This window comes from Pseudomonas sp. SF2, assembly GCF_036858055.1.
GTDB lineage: Bacteria > Pseudomonadota > Gammaproteobacteria > Pseudomonadales > Pseudomonadaceae > Aquipseudomonas.
On the sequence record NZ_JAMBDI010000033.1, the window covers coordinates 1 to 17,899 of the forward strand.

Annotated in this window: 14 protein-coding genes; 12 read left to right on the plus strand and 2 right to left on the minus strand. The window is 64.4% G+C overall.

Annotated features, from left to right (window positions below; translation table 11 throughout):
• The first annotated feature begins 194 nt into the window (after nucleotides 1-194).
• The 5 genes from M2S36_RS19645 to M2S36_RS19665 all read left to right on the plus strand — a co-directional run bounded on the left by M2S36_RS19645 (nucleotide 195) and on the right by M2S36_RS19665 (nucleotide 3,788).
• Entirely contained in the window at nucleotides 195-734 is a 540-nt protein-coding gene (locus tag M2S36_RS19645; protein ID WP_207832184.1) for a TetR/AcrR family transcriptional regulator, read from the plus strand.
• A 15-nt stretch (nucleotides 735-749) separates the two neighbouring features.
• Nucleotides 750-1,583 (plus strand): alpha/beta fold hydrolase, encoded by an 834-nt coding sequence (locus tag M2S36_RS19650; RefSeq protein ID WP_233687154.1) that lies wholly within the window; start codon nucleotides 750-752, stop codon nucleotides 1,581-1,583.
• A 70-nt stretch (nucleotides 1,584-1,653) separates the two neighbouring features.
• Nucleotides 1,654-2,088 (plus strand): acyl-CoA thioesterase, encoded by a 435-nt coding sequence (locus tag M2S36_RS19655; protein WP_233687153.1) that lies wholly within the window; start codon nucleotides 1,654-1,656, stop codon nucleotides 2,086-2,088.
• Between the two features lie 50 nt (nucleotides 2,089-2,138).
• The gene (locus tag M2S36_RS19660; protein ID WP_063913789.1) at nucleotides 2,139-3,110 is read left to right on the plus strand and encodes a tRNA dihydrouridine synthase; all 972 of its coding nucleotides are present in this window, start codon (nucleotides 2,139-2,141) and stop codon (nucleotides 3,108-3,110) included.
• Nucleotides 3,111-3,344: 234 nt separating this feature from the next.
• Nucleotides 3,345-3,788, plus strand: a complete 444-nt coding sequence (locus M2S36_RS19665) for an Hsp20 family protein (RefSeq protein ID WP_085625304.1) — start codon at nucleotides 3,345-3,347, stop codon at nucleotides 3,786-3,788.
• 97 nt (nucleotides 3,789-3,885) lie between these two features.
• On the opposite strand, the gene M2S36_RS19670 is transcribed toward M2S36_RS19665, so the two are convergent.
• A complete protein-coding gene (locus M2S36_RS19670) occupies nucleotides 3,886-7,182 on the minus strand; it encodes a bifunctional diguanylate cyclase/phosphodiesterase (RefSeq protein WP_207832177.1) in 3,297 nt (1,098 codons plus the stop codon).
• Between the two features lie 62 nt (nucleotides 7,183-7,244).
• Nucleotides 7,245-8,123 carry a LysR family transcriptional regulator gene (locus M2S36_RS19675; RefSeq protein ID WP_333957689.1) on the minus strand — a complete coding sequence of 293 codons (879 nt, stop codon included), beginning with the start codon at nucleotides 8,121-8,123 and terminating at the stop codon, nucleotides 7,245-7,247.
• Between the two features lie 130 nt (nucleotides 8,124-8,253).
• On the opposite strand from M2S36_RS19675, the gene leuC reads away from it, so the two are divergent.
• The 7 genes from leuC (at nucleotide 8,254) to M2S36_RS19710 (ending at nucleotide 17,744) form a co-directional block, all read left to right on the plus strand.
• Entirely contained in the window at nucleotides 8,254-9,687 is a 1,434-nt protein-coding gene (gene leuC, locus M2S36_RS19680) for a 3-isopropylmalate dehydratase large subunit (RefSeq protein ID WP_013971600.1), read from the plus strand.
• Nucleotides 9,684-10,328: a 3-isopropylmalate dehydratase small subunit gene (gene leuD / locus M2S36_RS19685; RefSeq protein WP_054901139.1), complete on the plus strand. Its 645-nt coding sequence runs from the start codon at nucleotides 9,684-9,686 to the stop codon at nucleotides 10,326-10,328. Before leuC ends, leuD begins: the two co-directional genes overlap by 4 nt.
• An 85-nt stretch (nucleotides 10,329-10,413) precedes the next feature.
• Complete coding sequence (locus M2S36_RS19690) at nucleotides 10,414-11,178, plus strand: class I SAM-dependent methyltransferase (protein WP_063913794.1); 765 nt, start codon at nucleotides 10,414-10,416, stop codon at nucleotides 11,176-11,178.
• A gap of 54 nt (nucleotides 11,179-11,232) precedes the next feature.
• Nucleotides 11,233-12,315: a 3-isopropylmalate dehydrogenase gene (gene leuB / locus M2S36_RS19695; protein WP_015269433.1), complete on the plus strand. Its 1,083-nt coding sequence runs from the start codon at nucleotides 11,233-11,235 to the stop codon at nucleotides 12,313-12,315.
• A 63-nt stretch (nucleotides 12,316-12,378) separates the two neighbouring features.
• Nucleotides 12,379-13,491 (plus strand): aspartate-semialdehyde dehydrogenase, encoded by a 1,113-nt coding sequence (asd, locus tag M2S36_RS19700; protein ID WP_087502434.1) that lies wholly within the window; start codon nucleotides 12,379-12,381, stop codon nucleotides 13,489-13,491.
• A gap of 480 nt (nucleotides 13,492-13,971) precedes the next feature.
• Complete coding sequence (locus M2S36_RS19705; RefSeq protein WP_333957690.1) at nucleotides 13,972-14,976, plus strand: aspartate-semialdehyde dehydrogenase; 1,005 nt, start codon at nucleotides 13,972-13,974, stop codon at nucleotides 14,974-14,976.
• A 71-nt stretch (nucleotides 14,977-15,047) separates the two neighbouring features.
• A complete protein-coding gene (locus M2S36_RS19710; RefSeq protein ID WP_333957691.1) occupies nucleotides 15,048-17,744 on the plus strand; it encodes a FimV/HubP family polar landmark protein in 2,697 nt (898 codons plus the stop codon).
• Nucleotides 17,745-17,899: the final 155 nt, after the last annotated feature.

Genomic DNA, 17,899 nt, shown 5'->3' on the forward strand with positions numbered 1-17,899 from the left:
GAGTCCCCTAGGGGACGCCACGTTTACCCGCGTTTTGCGGGACTTTTAAGGCTCATTCGATTATTGAATGGGCCTTTTGTTTTTCTCCCCTCCGCAAAATTCAGCGACCGACAGGCGGCTGCAGATTCCGCTTGCAAAAAAAATATTATGCGAATAATATTTCGATCATCATATTTTGATCGGCGAGTGGCCTGATGAGCGACAAGAAGAGCAGAACCCGCGAACGCATTCTCGAGGCGGCGCGAAGTGCGCTGATCCAGCACGGCCCGGCCGAGCCTAGCGTCAGTCAAGTCATGGGTGCGGCTGGTCTGACCGTTGGCGGTTTCTATGCCCACTTCGACAGCAAGGACGAGTTGATGCTCGAAGCATTCCGCCAGTTGCTGAGCGAGCGCCGCGCCTTGCTCGCCCAGATCGACCCGAGCCTCGATGGCGCAGGGCGGCGGGCGCTGGCCAGTGCCTTCTACCTGTCGCGCAAGCACCGTGATGCCGAAGTGCACGCCTGCCCGCTGCCTAACTCGCTGGGCGAGATGCAGCGCCTGCCGGAGGCCTTCCGCGAGGTGTTGGCCGAGCACATCGAGCTGATGGCTGCCGCCATGGTCGACCGCCCCGAGGACGCCGACAAGGCCTTGGCCGACCTGGCGCTGATGGTTGGCGGCCTGGCGCTGGCCCGTGCCCTGGGCAGCAGCGAGCTGTCTGATCGTATTCTGCGCGCCGCCAAATCGGCGGTGCTTTAACCCTGGAGCATGGCGATGACTACCCTGAGCTGGATTCGTGGTGTCAATGGCACCCTGGGCCACCTGGTCCCCGAGCACGTCGCGGGCAAGATGCGCCGTGCCTTCATGACCCCGCGCAACCTGCCGCCGCGGGATTGGGAGTTGCCCGTGCTGGCCAGCGCCGAGCGCATTACCCTGCGCTTCGGCTTGTCGGCGCTGCGCTGGGGCAAGGGGCCGACCGTGCTGCTGATGCATGGCTGGGAAGGGCGCCCGACCCAGTTTGCCGCGTTGATCGAAACCTTGGTCCAGGCCGGGCACACGGTGGTGTCGCTGGAAGGGCCGGGGCATGGGCGTTCGCCCGGCGAGCAGGCAAATGTGGTGCTGTTTGCCCGGGCGCTGCTGGAGGCTGCCGCAGAGCTGCCGCCGCTGCGTGCGGTGATTGGCCATTCCATGGGCGGTGCCAGTGTATTGCTGGCCCTGCAGATGGGTTTGCGCACGGAAGCGGCGGTGAGCATTGCAGCCCCGGCGCGCCTGCTGGGCGTACTGCGGGGCTTTGCCCATCGCCTGGGGCTGCCAGCGCGGGCGCGGGCAGCGTTCATTCGTCAGGTGGAGCGGGATGTGGGCATGCCGATTGCGCGGCTGGATGTAGCCGGTTACCAGCTGGAGTTGCCAGGGCTGGTAGTGCATGCCGCCGATGATGCCTTGGTGGCAGCCGATGAGGCCCAGGTGATCCACAAGGCCTGGTTCGATAGCCGCCTGATGCTGCTGGAGGCGGGTGGCCACCAGCGGGTGCTGTCCGATCCACGCCTGAGTGAAGCGGTGCTGGAGCTGCTGGCCCGGGCTGGTGCACCAGCCCGGCAAAGTGCCTGACTTACGCAGAAGGGCTGGACTTTCCCCCGGCGGTCCCTGCTAAATCCACTTTTGCTCCAAGGAAGCGAACATGAGTTGGGACCTGGCAACACCCTTCGTCATCGACCTGCGCGTCGGAACCGAGGATATCGACGGCCTTGGCCACGCCAACAACGCGGTCTACGTCACCTGGCTGGAGCGCTGCGCCTGGCGCCACTCCCAGCGCCTGGGCCTGGACCTGGCCGAATATCGCCGGTTGGACCGGGCCATGGCCGTGGTGCGCCACGAAATCGACTACCTGGCCGCTGCCTATGAGGATGATGAGCTGCAACTGGCCACCTGGATCATCGACTGGGACCAGCGCCTGCGCATGACCCGGCGCTTCCAGCTCAAGCGCCCGCGCGACGGCATGACCTTGCTGCGCGCCCAGACCACCTTTGCCTGTATCGAGCTGTCCAGCGGCAAGCCCAGGCGCATGCCGGCGGAGTTCCTCGATGGTTATGGCCCGGCGCTGATCGGCGCCTGAAACACCGGCAATTTTTGTTAGACTGCCGGCTTTTCCGCCGAGACCCCGACATGCAAATTGCCCTGGCCCCCATGGAGGGGCTGGTCGACAACATCCTGCGCGACGTGCTGACCCGCGTCGGCGGTATCGACTGGTGCGTCACCGAGTTCATTCGCGTGTGCGACCGCCTGCTGCCGCCTTCCTCGTTCGACAAGCTGGCGCCCGAGTTGCGCAATGGCGCACGCACCGCCGCTGGGGTGCCCATGCGTGTGCAGCTGTTGGGCTCGGACCCCGTGTGCCTGGCGGAAAACGCCGCGCTGGCCTGCGAGCTGGGGGCGCCGGTGATCGACCTGAATTTCGGTTGCCCGGCCAAGACCGTGAACAAGTCCCGTGGTGGCGCGGTGCTGCTCAAGGAGCCGGAGCTGCTGCATGCCATTGTGCGTGAGGTGCGCCGTGCCGTACCGGCGGATATCCCGGTCACCTCGAAGATGCGCCTGGGCTTCGACAGCCCCGATGGCGCCCTGGAGTGCGCCACGGCGCTGGCCGAAGGCGGCTCGGCACACCTGGTGGTGCATGCCCGGACCAAGGTCGAGGGCTACAAGCCGCCGGCCCACTGGGAGTGGGTGGCGCGGGTGCAGGATGTGGTCAAGGTACCGGTGTTCGCCAATGGTGAGATCTGGACCGTGGACGACTGGCGGCGCTGTCGTGAGGTCAGCGGCGCCGAAGACATCATGCTGGGCCGTGGGCTGGTCTCGCGCCCCGACCTGGGACTGCAGATTGCCGCGGCGCGTGATGGGCGGGAGTACCAGCCGATGAGCTGGGACGACCTGCTGCCGTTGCTGCGTGAGTTCTGGCGTCAGGCCCAGGCCAAGTTGTCGCCGCGCTATGCGCCGGGGCGGATGAAGCAGTGGCTGGCGATGCTGACCCGCAGTTATCCCGAAGCGGTGGTGCTGTTTGCCGAGTTGCGGCGCGAGGATGACTGTGCGCGGATCAGCCGGTTGCTGGGGGTTGAGGTGGCTTCCTTCGAAGCTTGTGTTGCCTGATCCGGCCCTTTCGCGGGTGAACCCGCTCCCACAGGTTCGGCGCAGGTTTTGGAATGTGTGAGCTCCCTGTGGGAGCGGGTTTGCCCGCGAAGAGGCCAACAAGCCCAATGCAGGAATCCAGATTTTTTCTGCTCGCCCCTTGAAAGCATTTCCCTCGGCCATATCTCTTGAGTACGCGATGCCGAAGTCGGGTCGCGTAATGACTTACTTGCTGAATCTCAGGAGTTCATGACCATGACTACCGCTTTCTCTCTCGCTCCACTGTTCCGCCATTCCGTTGGTTTCGACCGTTTCAACGACCTGTTCGAGTCCGCGGCACGTAACGAGGCCGGTAGCAGCTACCCGCCCTACAACGTTGAAAAGCATGGCGATGACCACTACCGCATCGTGGTTGCCGCAGCCGGTTTCCAGGAAGACGACCTCGATCTGCAGGTTGAAAAAGGCGTCCTGACCGTGACGGGTGGCAAGCGCGACAATAGCGCTGCTGAAGTGACCTACCTGCATCAGGGGATCGCGCAACGCGCCTTCAAACTGTCGTTCCGCCTGGCCGACCATATCGAGGTCAAGGCCGCCGGCCTGGCCAATGGCCTGCTCAGCATCGACCTGCTGCGCATCGTGCCTGAAGAAGCCAAGGCCAAGCGCATTCCGATCAACGGCGACAAGCCAGCGCTGAACTGATCGTGCAGATGTGAAAAAGGGCACCCTTCGGGGTGCCCTTTTTTGTGCTCATCGCCTGAGGGTGCCCCTCCCTTGTGGGAGCGCATCCGCATCGGTTTCAGTAATCCGCCGGCGCCTCCAGCAACATCTGCCGAAACTCCGTCAGCGGCAGCGGCCGGCTGTGCAAGTACCCCTGGTAAAGGTGGCACCCCAGCCGCTCCAGGAACTCCAGTTGTTCGGTCAGCTCCACCCCTTCGGCAATCACCGTCAGGTCCAGGCTGCGGGCCATGGCGACGATGGCGCGGACGATTTCGGCGTCGTTGGGGTCCACCGGCGCATCGCGCACGAAGGTCTGGTCGATCTTCAGCGTATCCACCGGCAGGCGCTTGAGGTAGGTAAGCGAGGAGTAGCCGGTGCCGAAATCATCCATGGCAAAGCTCACCCCGTAGCGCTTCAGCTCGCGCATCTTGCTGATGGTGTCTTCCAGGTTCTGGATGACGATCCCTTCGGTAATTTCCAGCTTCAGCATCTGCCGTGGCAGGCGGTAATCGTCCAGGCTGCGCAGCACCCGCCCGACAAAGTCGTTCTGGCGGAACTGCCGTGGACTGATGTTCACGCACAGGCTGAAATCGTCGGCGTCGATCAGCCCGTCGCCGAGCATGCGCGCGCAGGCATCGCAAGCTTCGTCAAGGATCCAGCTGCCAACTTCAAGGATCAGGCCGCTTTCTTCCAGTACCTGAATGAATTGCGCAGGCGGCTGCTGACCCAGTTGCGGGTGATGCCAGCGCAGCAGCACCTCGGCGCCGACGATGCGGTTGTCGCGGGCATCCACCTGTGGCTGGAAGTGCAGCGCCAGTTCGCCACGGGCCAGGGCCAGGCGCAGGTCGTTTTCCATGCGCAGGCGCTCGCTGGCGGCCTTCTGCATGGTGGTGTGGAACAACTGAGTGGTATTGCGCCCGGAATCCTTGGCCCGATACAGGGCGATATCGGCACGCTTGAGCAGGTCGGCCGGGGTGGCGCCGTGGTCAGGGATCAGCGCGACGCCAATGCTGGGGGTTACCTGCAGGCGTTGGCCGTCCAGCGACATCGGTTCGGCCAGCAGTTCGCGCAGGGTGTCGGCCAGCCCGCGGACTTTTTCTTCGACCAGCTCGCGGCTGCCTTCCAGGCCGCTGAGCAATACCACGAACTCGTCGCCACCCAGGCGCGCCACGGTGTCTTCCAGGCGCACGCTGGCTTCCAGGCGCGCAGTGATGATCTTCAGCACCGTGTCGCCCACCGGGTGGCCCAGCGAGTCGTTGATGTGCTTGAAATGGTCGAGGTCGAGGAACAGCAGGGCGCCGCGCAGGTTGTGGCGCTTGAGCAGGGCGATCTGCTGGCTCAGGCGGTCCATCAGCAGGGCACGGTTGGGCAGGTTGGTCAGCGGGTCGTGGTAGGCCAGGTGGCGAATCTGCGCCTGGGCATTTTTCAGCTGGCTGACATCGCGGGCGGTCAGCAGCAGGCAGTCCACCTCGTTGAGGGTGATCGGCTCCACCGAAACCTCTACGGTGAGGATATCGCCACGCTTGTTGCGCCCGAGCATCTCGCGGTGGTGCACCCGGCCACGCTCGCGCAATTCGGCCAGCAGGGCGGCGCGCTGCTTGTCGTCGGCCCAGATGCCGATCTCGTACACCGTGTGGCCGACCACTTCGGTGGCGTCGTAGCCGGTCAGGCGGCAGAAGCCGTCGTTGATTTCCAGGTAACGACCGCTGTGGCGTTCGGTGATGGTGATGGCGTCGGGGCTGGAGTGGAAGGCCTTGGCAAACTTCTCCTCGCTGGACTTGAGCGCCGCCTCGGCGCGCTGCTGCTGGGTGATGTCGCGCAGGGTGGTGACGCTGCAGGGCTGGTCGTCGACGGTGATGAGGCGGCTGGAAATCACGCAGGTCAGCGGTGCGCCATTGCGGTGGTTGACCACCACGGCGACGTTGCTCAGGGCCTGCTCGCGGATTACCCGCTCGATGCGTTGTGCGCGCTCGATGGACTCCGCCCACAGGCCGATTTCCTCGGCGGTGCGGCCGATCACCTGGTCGGTGCTCCAGCCGAAGGTCTGGGTGAACGCCGGGTTGATCTCGATGAACTGGCCGGTGTCCTGGCGGGTGACGCAGATCGGGTCGGGGCTGACCTGGAACAGGCTGGCGAACTTCTCTTCCGAGGCGCTCAGGCGCTGTTCTCGCTCAACCTGGTCAGTGATGTCGAGCAAGGTGCCGGCCATGCGCAGCGGGTTGCCCTGCTCGTCGCGGTACAGTCGGGCGCGGCTTTCGATGTAGCGCGAGATGCCGTTTTCCAGTTGCACCCGGTAGGTGATCTGGTAGTTGCCGGCAGGCCCTTCGCGCAGGCTGCGGTAGGCCTGGCGCATCGAGTTGCGTTCTTGCTCCGGTACCCCTTCGAAAAATGCATCGAACGATTCGTGAAAGGGGATGGGCGGCAGGCCGTGCAACTGCGCGGCGCGGGCCGAGCCGTAGAGCATGCCGCTGGGGATATGCCAGTCCCAGGTCCCCAGCTGTGCCGAGTCCAGGGCCAGGTCCAGGCGCTCCTGGCTGTCCTTCAGGGCCTGCTCGGCGCGTTTGCGATCGGTGGTGTCGATAAAGGTGCTGAGGAGGAAGGTCACACCCTCCAGCTCGATGCCCTGGGTGCAGAGAATGCCGTCGTGCACCTTGCCGCTGACGGCGCGGAACTGTACTTCCAGGATCAGCGGGCCACTATTGGCCCGGGTCGACTCCAGCAACTGGTGGCGCTGTTCGGGGTTGACCCACAGGCCCAGCTCCAGGCTGGTCTTGCCGATCACCTGGCTGCCGGGCCAGCCGAACATGTCTTCGAAGTGCTGGTTGACCTCGAAGATCATGCCGTCGTGGCGGCGGGTGAGCAAAATGGCATTAGGGCTGAGGTGGAACAGGGTGGCGAAGCGTTTTTCCGAATTGATCAGCGCCGTTTCCCGTTCGCGCTGACGGGTGATTTCGCGGATCACCCCGATCATCTGGGGCCGACCATTTGGGTCGTGGGTCAGGCTGCCATTGATTTCCAGCCAGTGCAGGCTACCGTCCGGCCAGCGGATGCGATGGCGCATGGCCTGTTCCACGGGTTCGCCGTTGAACACCGCCTGGAACACCTGGCGTGTGCGCGCGCGGTCTTCCTCGGGCAACAGGTCGAGGTAGTCGACATCGGCGGGTAGCGGGCGCTGCGGGTCGAAGCCGAACAGGGCCTGGGTGCCTCGCGACCAGCTGACCCGGCCGCTGTCGATATCCCATAGCCAGGCACCCAGCCGCGCGCCGTTGAGCGCGGCCAGCAGTTGCGGGGCGTTCTGCCAGGCCTGTTCCGACTCCTGGGGGTCGGCCGCTGGTATACGCGGCAGGCGCAAAAAGCGGTTAACTGATTTGGGCATCGGTACCAGACCTTTGGCGTATGACGCGTCCTTGGAGGTGGCAATACCGGGCTGACGACCGGTCAGGCGGGCCCCGCGTGGCTGTCGAGCAGGGCCATGAATGCCCTGGCTGCGTTCGATAGCGTACGCTCCGTGTGCAAAATGTAGCCTAGCTGGCGCGACAGCTGTATGCCCGGCAAGGCGATGGGTGCAACCTGTTCGTCGAGCATGGTGCGCGGCAGCACGCTCCAGGCCAGGCCGATCGACACCATCATCTTGATGGTTTCCAGATAATTGGTACTCATGGCGATGTTCGGCGTCAGGCCCTGGCTTTCGAACAGGCGCTGGACAATATGGTGGGTAAAGGTGTTGCCGCCGGGGAACACGGCCGGGTGACGGGCGACATCGGCCAGGCTGACCGCATGGTTGTTGGCCAGCGGGTGCTCGGGGGCGGCGACGAAGTCCAGCGCGTCGTCCCATACTGGCACGGCCTTGACCAGGTGGTGCGGCTCGGGCGCCAGGGTGATCACGGCAATCTCGGCGCGGCCATGCAGAATCTCGTCGTAGGCCTGTTCCGAATCCATGAACTGGATATCCAGTGCCACGGCCGGGTACTGACGGGTGAAGGTTCGCAGCAGCGGCGGCAGGCGGTGCAGGCCGATGTGGTGGCTGGTGGCCAGGGTCAGGCGACCGCTCACTTCCCCGCTCAGGTTGGTCAGCGCCCGGCGGGTATCATCGAGCACATTGAGAATCTGGTAGGCCCGTGGCAACAAGGCGCGCCCGGCTTCAGTCAGGGTTACCTCACGGCCCAGGCGGTCGAACAGGCGCACATCCAGCTGCTGCTCCAGGCCGGCGATGCGTTTGCTGATGGCCGGCTGGGTCAGGTGCAGCCGCTCGCCGGCGCCAGAGAAGCTGCCGGTTTCGGCGATGGCGATGAAAGCGCTGAGGTTGGCCAGGTCCATTGCTTGAATTCCTGATGGTTATGCAAAGCATGAAAATTATGAATTTGAGTTATTCAATCTATCGCCATAGCATCGTCCGTACAAGCCAAGGGGTCTTTGGCATAGAAAGACGCTGATGAGGAACAGTCTGATGGCTGGCAAAACGCTCTACGACAAACTCTGGGAAGCCCATGAGGTCAAGCGCCGTGATGACGGCTCGTCCTTGATCTACATCGACCGCCACATCATCCACGAAGTGACGTCGCCCCAGGCCTTCGAAGGCCTGCGCCTGGCCAACCGCAAACCCTGGCGCATCGACGCCAACATCGCCACGCCAGACCACAACGTACCGACCACGCCAGAGCGCAAGGGTGGTATCGAAGCCATCGTCGACCAGGTGTCGCGCCTGCAGGTGCAGACCCTCGACGAGAACTGTGACGAATATGGCATCGTCGAATTCAAGATGAACGACGAGCGTCAGGGTATCGTCCACGTCATCAGCCCGGAGCAGGGTGCCACCTTGCCTGGCATGACCGTGGTCTGCGGTGACTCGCACACCTCCACCCACGGCGCCTTCGGTGCCTTGGCCCATGGCATCGGCACCTCCGAGGTCGAGCATGTGCTCGCTACCCAGTGCCTGGTCGCCAAGAAGATGAAGAACATGCTGGTACGCGTGGAAGGCCAGTTGCCTGCCGGCGTTACCGCCAAGGACATCGTACTGGCCGTGATCGGCAAGATCGGTACCGCCGGTGGTAACGGCCACGCCATGGAATTTGCTGGCAGCGCCATCCGCGAATTGTCGATGGAAGGCCGCATGACCATCTGCAACATGTCCATCGAGGCTGGCGCCCGCGTTGGCCTGGTGGCGGTGGACGACACCACCGTTGCCTACGTCGAAGGCCGCCCGTACGCGCCGAAGGGCGAGCAGTGGAAGCAGGCGGTCGAAGCCTGGAAAGGCCTGGTTTCCGACGCTGACGCGGTGTTCGACACCGTGGTCGAGCTCGACGCTGCGCAAATCAAGCCGCAGGTCAGCTGGGGCACCTCGCCGGAGATGGTCCTCGCCGTCGACCAGCGCGTGCCGGACCCGGCTGCCGAGCCTGACCTGATCAAGCGTGGTTCGATCGAGCGTGCCCTCAAGTACATGGGGCTGGCCGCCAACCAGGCGATCACCGATATCAAGCTCGACCGCGTATTCATCGGCTCGTGCACCAACTCGCGCATCGAAGACCTGCGCGCTGCCGCCGAAATCGCCAAGGGCCGCAAGGTTGCTGCCAACGTCAAGCAGGCGCTGGTGGTACCGGGCTCGGGCCTGGTCAAGGCCCAGGCCGAGCGTGAAGGCCTGGACAAGATCTTCCTCGAAGCCGGTTTCGAATGGCGTGAACCAGGCTGCTCGATGTGCCTGGCGATGAACCCGGACCGCCTGGAGAGCGGCGAGCACTGCGCGTCCACCTCCAACCGCAACTTCGAAGGCCGTCAGGGCGCCGGTGGCCGTACCCACCTGGTCAGCCCGGCCATGGCCGCCGCCGCCGCGGTGACCGGCCACTTCATCGATGTCCGCGAGTTGATCCAAGGGAGCGCAGCATGAAAGCCTTTACCCAGCACACTGGCCTTGTCGCGCCGTTGGACCGTGCCAACGTCGACACCGACCAGATCATCCCCAAGCAGTTTCTCAAGTCGATCAAGCGCACCGGCTTCGGCCCCAATCTGTTCGACGAGTGGCGTTACCTGGACGTGGGCCAGCCTTACCAGGACAACAGCAAGCGCCCGCTGAACAAGGAGTTCGTGCTCAACCACGAACGCTACCAGGGTGCCAGCGTGTTGCTGGCACGGGAGAACTTCGGTTGCGGCTCCAGCCGTGAGCACGCCCCATGGGCGCTGGACGAGTACGGCTTCCGCAGCGTCATCGCGCCAAGCTTTGCCGACATCTTCTTCAACAACAGCTTCAAGAACGGCTTGCTGCCGATCATCCTCAGTGACGAGGAAGTCGACGAGCTGTTCAAGCAGGTCGAAGCCAACCCGGGCTACCAGCTGACCATCGACCTGCAGGCGCAGGCGGTGACCCGCCCGGATGGCAAGGTACTGCACTTCGAGATCGATGCGTTCCGCAAGCACTGCCTGCTCAACGGCCTGGACGACATCGGTCTGACCCTGCAGGACAGCGATGCGATCAAGGCCTTCGAAGGCAAGCACCGCGCCGGGCAGCCTTGGCTGTTCCGTGATGCCTGAAGTGTGCAGGTAACAGTACCGGCCTCTTCGCGGGCACGCCCGCGAAAGGGCCGGTACAGGCAGCAAAAAAACAAAGGATCGAGACATGACCAGCACCCAGCACACCGATGTGGTCCAACGCCAGTTCGGCGAACAGGCCAACGCCTACCTCAGCAGCGCCGTGCACGCCCAGGGCAGTGAATTCGCCCTGCTGCAGGCCGCGCTGGCGGGGCAGGGCGATGCCCGCGTGCTCGACCTGGGCTGCGGTGCCGGTCATGTCAGCTTCCATGTCGCCCCGCTGGTCGCCGAAGTGGTCGCCTACGACCTCTCGCAAGCCATGCTCGACGTGGTCGCCAGTGCCGCCGCCGAGCGCGGCCTGGCCAATATCAGCACCGAACGCGGTGCCGCCGAACGCCTGCCGTTCGCCGACGCTTCGTTCGATTTCGTCTTCAGCCGCTACTCGGCCCACCACTGGAGCGACCTGGGCCTGGCCCTGCGCGAGGTGCGTCGGGTGCTCAAGCCGGGTGGCGTGGCAGCGTTCATCGACGTCATGTCGCCGGGCAGCCCGCTGCTCGACACCTACCTGCAAACGGTCGAAGTGCTGCGCGACACCAGCCACGTGCGCGACTACTCCGCCGCCGAATGGCAGCGCCAGGTCAGCGAGGCCGGCCTGCACGTACGCAGCCACACCCGCCAGCCGCTGCGCCTGGAGTTCGGCAGCTGGGTCGAGCGCATGCGTACCCCCGAGCCTATGCGCGTGGCCATCCGCCAATTGCAGCAAGCCATGGGCGAAGAAGTACGGCAGTATTATCAGATCGAGGCCGATGGCTCGTTCAGCACCGATGTGCTGGTGTTGTGGGCCGAGCGTTAAGAACTTTTCGGTGGGGCCCGTTTGGCCGCACCGCGTGAATGGATAGAGGAAAGCATGAGCAAGCAGATTCTGATTCTCCCAGGTGACGGTATCGGTCCGGAAATCATGGCCGAGGCGGTCAAGGTGCTGGAGCTGGCCAACGACAAGTTCCAGCTCGGCTTCAACCTGGAGCACGACGTGATCGGTGGCGCCGCCATCGACAAGCACGGCGTGCCGCTGGCCGACGAGACCCTGGAGCGTGCGCGCAAGGCCGATGCCGTGCTGCTGGGCGCCGTGGGCGGGCCGAAGTGGGACAAGATCGAGCGTGACATCCGCCCGGAGCGCGGCCTGCTGAAAATCCGTTCGCAACTGGGCCTGTTCGCCAACCTGCGCCCGGCCATCCTCTATCCGCAACTGGCCGATGCCTCGTCGCTCAAGCCAGAGATCGTTTCGGGCCTGGACATCCTCATCGTCCGTGAGCTGACCGGCGGTATCTACTTCGGTGCCCCGCGTGGCCAGCGCGAGCTGGAAGGCGGCGAGCGCCAGGCCTACGACACCCTGCCGTACAGCGAAAGCGAAGTGCGCCGCATTGCCCGTGTCGGCTTCGACATGGCCCGCGTGCGTGGCAAGAAGCTGTGCTCGGTGGACAAGGCCAACGTCCTGGCTTCCAGCCAGCTGTGGCGTGAAGTGGTCGAGGACGTGGCCAAGGACTACCCGGATGTGGAACTGAGCCACATGTACGTCGACAACGCTGCCATGCAGCTGGTGCGTGCGCCCAAGCAGTTCGATGTGATGGTGACCGACAACATGTTCGGTGACATTCTGTCGGATGAGGCTTCCATGCTGACCGGTTCCATCGGCATGCTGCCTTCGGCGTCGCTGGATGCCGACAACAAGGGCATGTACGAGCCGTGCCACGGCTCGGCGCCGGACATCGCCGGCCTTGGCATTGCCAACCCGCTGGCGACCATCCTGTCGGTGTCGATGATGCTGCGTTACAGCTTCAATCAGTCGGCTGCCGCCGAGGCAATCGAGAAGGCCGTGAGCCTGGTCCTGGACCAGGGCTTGCGCACCGGCGACATCTTCTCCGAAGGCTGTCGCAAAGTTGGTACGCAGGAAATGGGCGACGCAGTAGTCGCAGCGCTGCGGAATCTGTAATCTCTCTGGCCCGCCACCCAAAATTCCCGGTGGCGGCCCACTTTTAGCAAAGGTGTAGTTGCGATGAAACGTGTAGGTCTGATCGGTTGGCGCGGTATGGTCGGTTCCGTGCTCATGCAGCGGATGCTGGAGGAGCAGGATTTCGACCTTATCGAGCCGGTGTTCTTCACCACCTCCAATGTTGGCGGCCAGGGCCCGAACGTGGGCAAGGATACAGCTCCGCTCAAGGACGCTTATTCGATTGAAGAACTCAAGACCCTCGACGTGATCCTGACCTGCCAGGGCGGCGACTACACCAACGAGGTCTTCCCCAAGCTGCGTGAAGCCGGCTGGCAGGGCTACTGGATCGACGCCGCTTCGTCCCTGCGCATGCAGGATGACGCGGTGATCATCCTCGACCCGGTCAACCGCAAGGTCATCGACCAGCAGCTGGACGCCGGTACCAAGAACTACATCGGCGGCAACTGCACCGTCAGCCTGATGCTGATGGGCCTGGGCGGCCTGTTCGAAGCCGGCCTGGTCGAGTGGATGAGCGCCATGACCTACCAGGCGGCCTCGGGTGCCGGCGCACAGAACATGCGCGAGCTGATCAAGCAGATGGGGGCTACCCATGCTGCCGTTGCCGATGACCTGGCCAACCCGGCCAGCGCCATCCTCGACATCGACCGCAAGGTTGCCGAGGCCATGCGCAGCGAAGCGTTCCCGACCGAGAACTTCGGCGTACCGCTGGCTGGCAGCCTGATCCCGTGGATCGACAAGGAACTGCCGAACGGCCAGAGCCGTGAAGAGTGGAAGGCCCAGGCCGAGACCAACAAGATCCTCGGCCGCTTCAAGAGCCCGATCCCGGTCGACGGTATCTGCGTGCGCATCGGCGCCATGCGTTGCCACAGCCAGGCGCTGACCATCAAGCTGAACAAGGACGTGCCACTGGCCGACATCGAAGGCATGATCAGCCAGCACAACCCTTGGGTGAAGCTGGTGCCGAACCAGCGTGAAATCAGCATGCAGGAGCTGAGCCCGACCAAGGTTACCGGTACCCTGAACATTCCGGTTGGCCGCCTGCGCAAGCTGAACATGGGTTCGCAGTATCTGGGCGCGTTCACCGTCGGTGACCAGCTGCTGTGGGGCGCGGCCGAACCGCTGCGCCGCATGCTGCGGATTCTGCTGGAGCGTTGATCGTTCCGGTTTGACCGAAAACCCGCGCTGGTGACAGCGCGGGTTTTTTTTGGTCTGGGGAAGTGTTTTGGCTGCAAGGTGCTCGCCACGGCATTTTCAGCGCCTGTTAGATCGAGCGCCGCCCGCGCGGCGCATCGCGAGCGAAGCTCGCTCCTACATTTGTTTCGGGCCAGTCAAGCCTGTGGCAGGTGCGCGCGACCGCCTTGTTTGTACGACACAATTTCGCGTCATGCCCAAAGAATTCGCGCGCAAATCCCACAGGATAAATTGGCCCGAAACAAATGTAGGAGCGAGCTTCGCTCGCGATGCGCCGCGCGGGCGGCGCTCGATCTAACAGGCGCCAAATATCTCACGCCCCCCAGCGGCCATCACCCATTCAAATGCGGGGCCTGTCATACCCGCCATAGGGTCAACAAAGACAAACGCCTACAATCCAAGTAAAGTGCCGCCCCCGCCGTTTTCAGCAAAAGGATCCCTTCCATGACACACCCTTTGGACATCGCCGTCGTCGGCGCCACCGGCAGCGTCGGTGAAGCCCTGGTGCAGATCCTCGAAGAGCTGGATTTCCCGGTCGCCACCCTGCACCTGCTGGCCAGCATGGAATCGGCGGGCAGCAGCGTGATGTTTGCCGGCAAGAAGCTGAAGGTGCGCGAAGTGGACAGCTTCGACTTCGCCCAGGTCAAACTGGCCTTCTTCGCCGCAGGCGCCGCCGTCAGCCGCAGCTTTGCCAGCAAGGCGCTGCAGGCAGGCTGCACGGTCATCGACCTGTCCGCTGGCCTGGACGGCGCCCTGGCCCTGGTGCCTGAAGCCAACGCCGAACGCCTGGCTGGCCTGGCATTGCCCGCCCGCATCGTCAGCCCGTGCTCGGCTGCGGTTGCCCTGGCCGTGGCGCTGGCACCGCTCAAGGGGCTGCTGGATATCGAACGGGTGCAGGTAATGGCCGCGCTGGCGGTGTCCGCGCAAGGCCGTGAAGCGGTCAACGAACTGGCCCGGCAAACCGCCGAGCTGCTCAATGCCCGACCGCTGGAGCCGCGCTTCTTCGACCGCCAGGTGGCGTTCAACCTGTTGGCCCAGGTCGGCACCGCCGATGAGCACGGCCACACGGCGCTGGAGCACCGCCTGGTCAGCGAACTGCGTGTGCTGCTGGGCCTGCCTGAGCTGAAGATTTCCGTGAGCTGCGTTCAAGTCCCGGTGTTTTTTGGCGATAGCTTCAGTGTGGCGGTGCAGAGCCGTCGCCCGGTAGACCTGGATGCGGTCAACCAGGCCCTCGAGGCGGCCGACAGCGTCGAGCTGGTGGAGCGCGATGATTATCCGACCCCGGTTGGCGACGCAGTGGGCCAAGACGTGGTCTATGTTGGTCGTGTACGGCACGGTGTTGATGAAGACCAGCAGCTCAACCTCTGGCTGACCACCGACAACGTACGAAAAGGCGCCGCGCTCAATGCCGTGCAAGTGGCGCAATTGTTGATTAAACACATGCCGTAAAAGATACTGGCGAGCACTTTTGTCCTGCTCCGCATGCAGGTTTCAGGACGCTTCATACAAGGGAAGAGGTCATGCTTCGAATTCGCAAACTGGTTCTGGCCATGGCTGCAGCATCGGCGCTGTCGTCGGGCATGGCGAATGCCCTGGGCCTGGGGGAGCTGACTCTCAAGTCGGCACAGAATCAGCCGCTGGACGCCGAGATCGAGCTGCTCGACGTGCGCGACCTCACCGCCGCCGAAGTGGCGCCGAGCCTGGCGCCGCCGGAAGAGTTCAGCAAGGCCGGGGTGGCGCTGCCGACTTACCTCGAAGACCTCACCTTCACACCGGTGATCAACCCCAACGGCAAGAGCGTGCTGCGGGTTACCTCCAGCCAGCCGCTGCCGGGGCCGGTGGTAAAGTTCCTGGTCCAGGTGATGTGGCCGCAGGGGCGCCTGCTGCGTGACTACAGTGTGCTGCTCGACCAGGCCAAGGCCCAGGGCGACAAGCCGGCGGCTGGCAACGTCGCGCCGGCGGTGACCGGTGCCGGCAGCTATACCACCCAGCGCCGTGACACCTTGTGGCAGATTGCCGCGCGCAACACCCAGGGTGGCTCGATCCAGCAGACCATGATCGCGATCCAGGCGCTGAACCCGGACGCCTTCATCGGCAACAACATCAACCAGCTGAAGGTTGGCCAGGTGCTGCGCCTGCCCGACCAGCAGCAGATCCAGAATATCCCGCAGGGCGAGGCGACCGCTGAGGTGGCCGAGCAGTATGCCGCCTGGCGTGAAGGCCGCCGCCTGGGGCCGCGGGCCCGCCAGTTGGACGCCACCCGTCGCGGGGCGGCCGAGGCAGCGCCTGCGCGTATCGCCCAGGGCGACAACCTGCGCCTGGTCAGCCCGGGCAACCAGGCCGGTGCCGACCAGGCCAAGGCCCTCAGCGACAAACTGGCGGTGGCCCAGGAAAGCCTGGACACCAGCCGTCGCGACAACGAAGAACTCAAGAGCCGCATGGCCGATCTGCAGAGCCAGCTGGACAAGCTGCAGCGTCTGATCGAGCTGAAGAACAACCAGCTGGCCCGCCTTGAAGCCCAGGGTGCGGCTGCCCCGGCCCAGCCGGTGGTCAAGCCTGCGCCCGCTGCCGTCGATAGCGCACCCAAGCCGGTGCCAGCCGCCGAGGTTGCACCTGCCGGCAGCGTGGTCGACGAAATCATGGGCAACCCGCTGTTGCTTGGGCTGATCGCCGGTAGTGCCTTCCTCGTGCTGCTGCTTCTGCTGTTGTTGCTGGCGCGCAAGCGCAAGGCTCAGCAGGAGGCTGAAAAGCACCTGCGCATGGCGCGGGCGCTCGAAGAAGAGCAAGGCGCAGGCTTCGACAGCGATAGCGCAAGCCTCGATGGGGTCGAGGTCTCGGCCCCGAGTGTGACCCTGTCGCCGGCCGTGGTCGCTGCTTCGGTTGCCGCTGCAGCCGCCGCGGAAAAACCGGCGGCACCCGCCGTCGAAGCGCAGCCTGAAGCGCAAGCCGACCCCCACGCCGCGCTGTTGGCGGAGGTCGAGCAATGCGTGGCCGAAGGCCGCCTGAACCGCGCTACCGACCTGCTGGAGCCTGCCGTTGCCGCCGCGCCACAGCGTGACGATCTGCGCCTGAAACTGATGGACGTGTACGCCCGCCAGGGTGACCAGAGCGCGTTCGTCGAGCAGGAGCGCAAGCTGCCTGCCAGCGAGCAGAACAGCGCAGCGGTTGCCGGGCTGAAAGAGCGCTACCCGGCCATGCTTGGCCTGGCCGCAGCCGGCTTGGGTGCGGCGGCCCTGGCTGCCGAGATGGATGAGCAGTACGTGCAGGAACTGCTGCTGGATCAGCCTGAAACGCCCGTGGTTGCCGAGGCGGCGCCCGAGGAACTGCCGGCGTTCGAGCCAGAGGCCGTCGCGCAGGCCGAACCTGAGGCCGTGCTCGAGCCTGAGTTTGAATTGGATGCTGAGCTGGATGCCTTCGACGAAGCGCCGACCCTCGATGCGCCAGGCCTGGACGAGCAGGGCCTGGACAGTGCCTTCGACCTGAGCCTGGGTGAAGACCTGCCTGACGAAGACCCGCTGGCAGCGCCGCTGCTGGACGAACCGGTGACGCAGCAACCTGTACTCGACGAGCCGGTACTGGATGAGCCCATGCTGGAGGCGGCTCAGCCGGAAGAAGAGCCGTTTGCCGTGGATGCCGAGCTACAGGCCGATGCCGACGCCGATTTCGAGGCCATGCTGGCCCAGGCCGAGCCACAGCCTGCTGTGGATCTGTCCGATTTCGACCTCGATATCAGCGAACCGGTTGCCCCGGCCGCCCCGACTGCGGTCAACGAAACCCCGGTGGATGTCGCTGCCGAGCTGGCTGCCTTCGACAGCGAACCAGCGTTCGATCCGCTTTCCGAGTTCGACCTGCCATCCGACTTCGACCTGTCGTTGTCGCTGGAAGACGATTCGCCGGCGGCCAAGAGCTTTGCCTCGGAACTGGACGACGTCAACGCCGAACTGGACAAGCTGTCGCAGAGCCTCGAGTCGCCGTCGCTGGAGCCACACTTCACCAGCGAAGACGCGGCTGCCCAGCCCGAGCCTGAGCCACTGGACGACCTGGACTTCGACTTCTTCTCCGGCAGCGACGAAGTGGCCACCAAGCTTGACCTGGCTCGTGCCTATATCGACATGGGCGACAACCAGGGTGCGCGCGACATCCTCGATGAAGTGGTCAAGGATGGCGACGACAGCCAGCGCCAGGAAGCCGAGGACATGCTCTCCCGGTTGGTCTGAAAGTTGGAGCCAGTATTGGCTCCAGCGCGGTCATTGTGGGAGCGGCCTTGTGTCGCGAAAGGGCCGCAAAGCGGCCCCAGGATTTCAGTCATACCGCCAATATCGCCGGGGCCGCTATGCGGCCCTATCGCGACACAAGGCCGCTCCCACAGCCC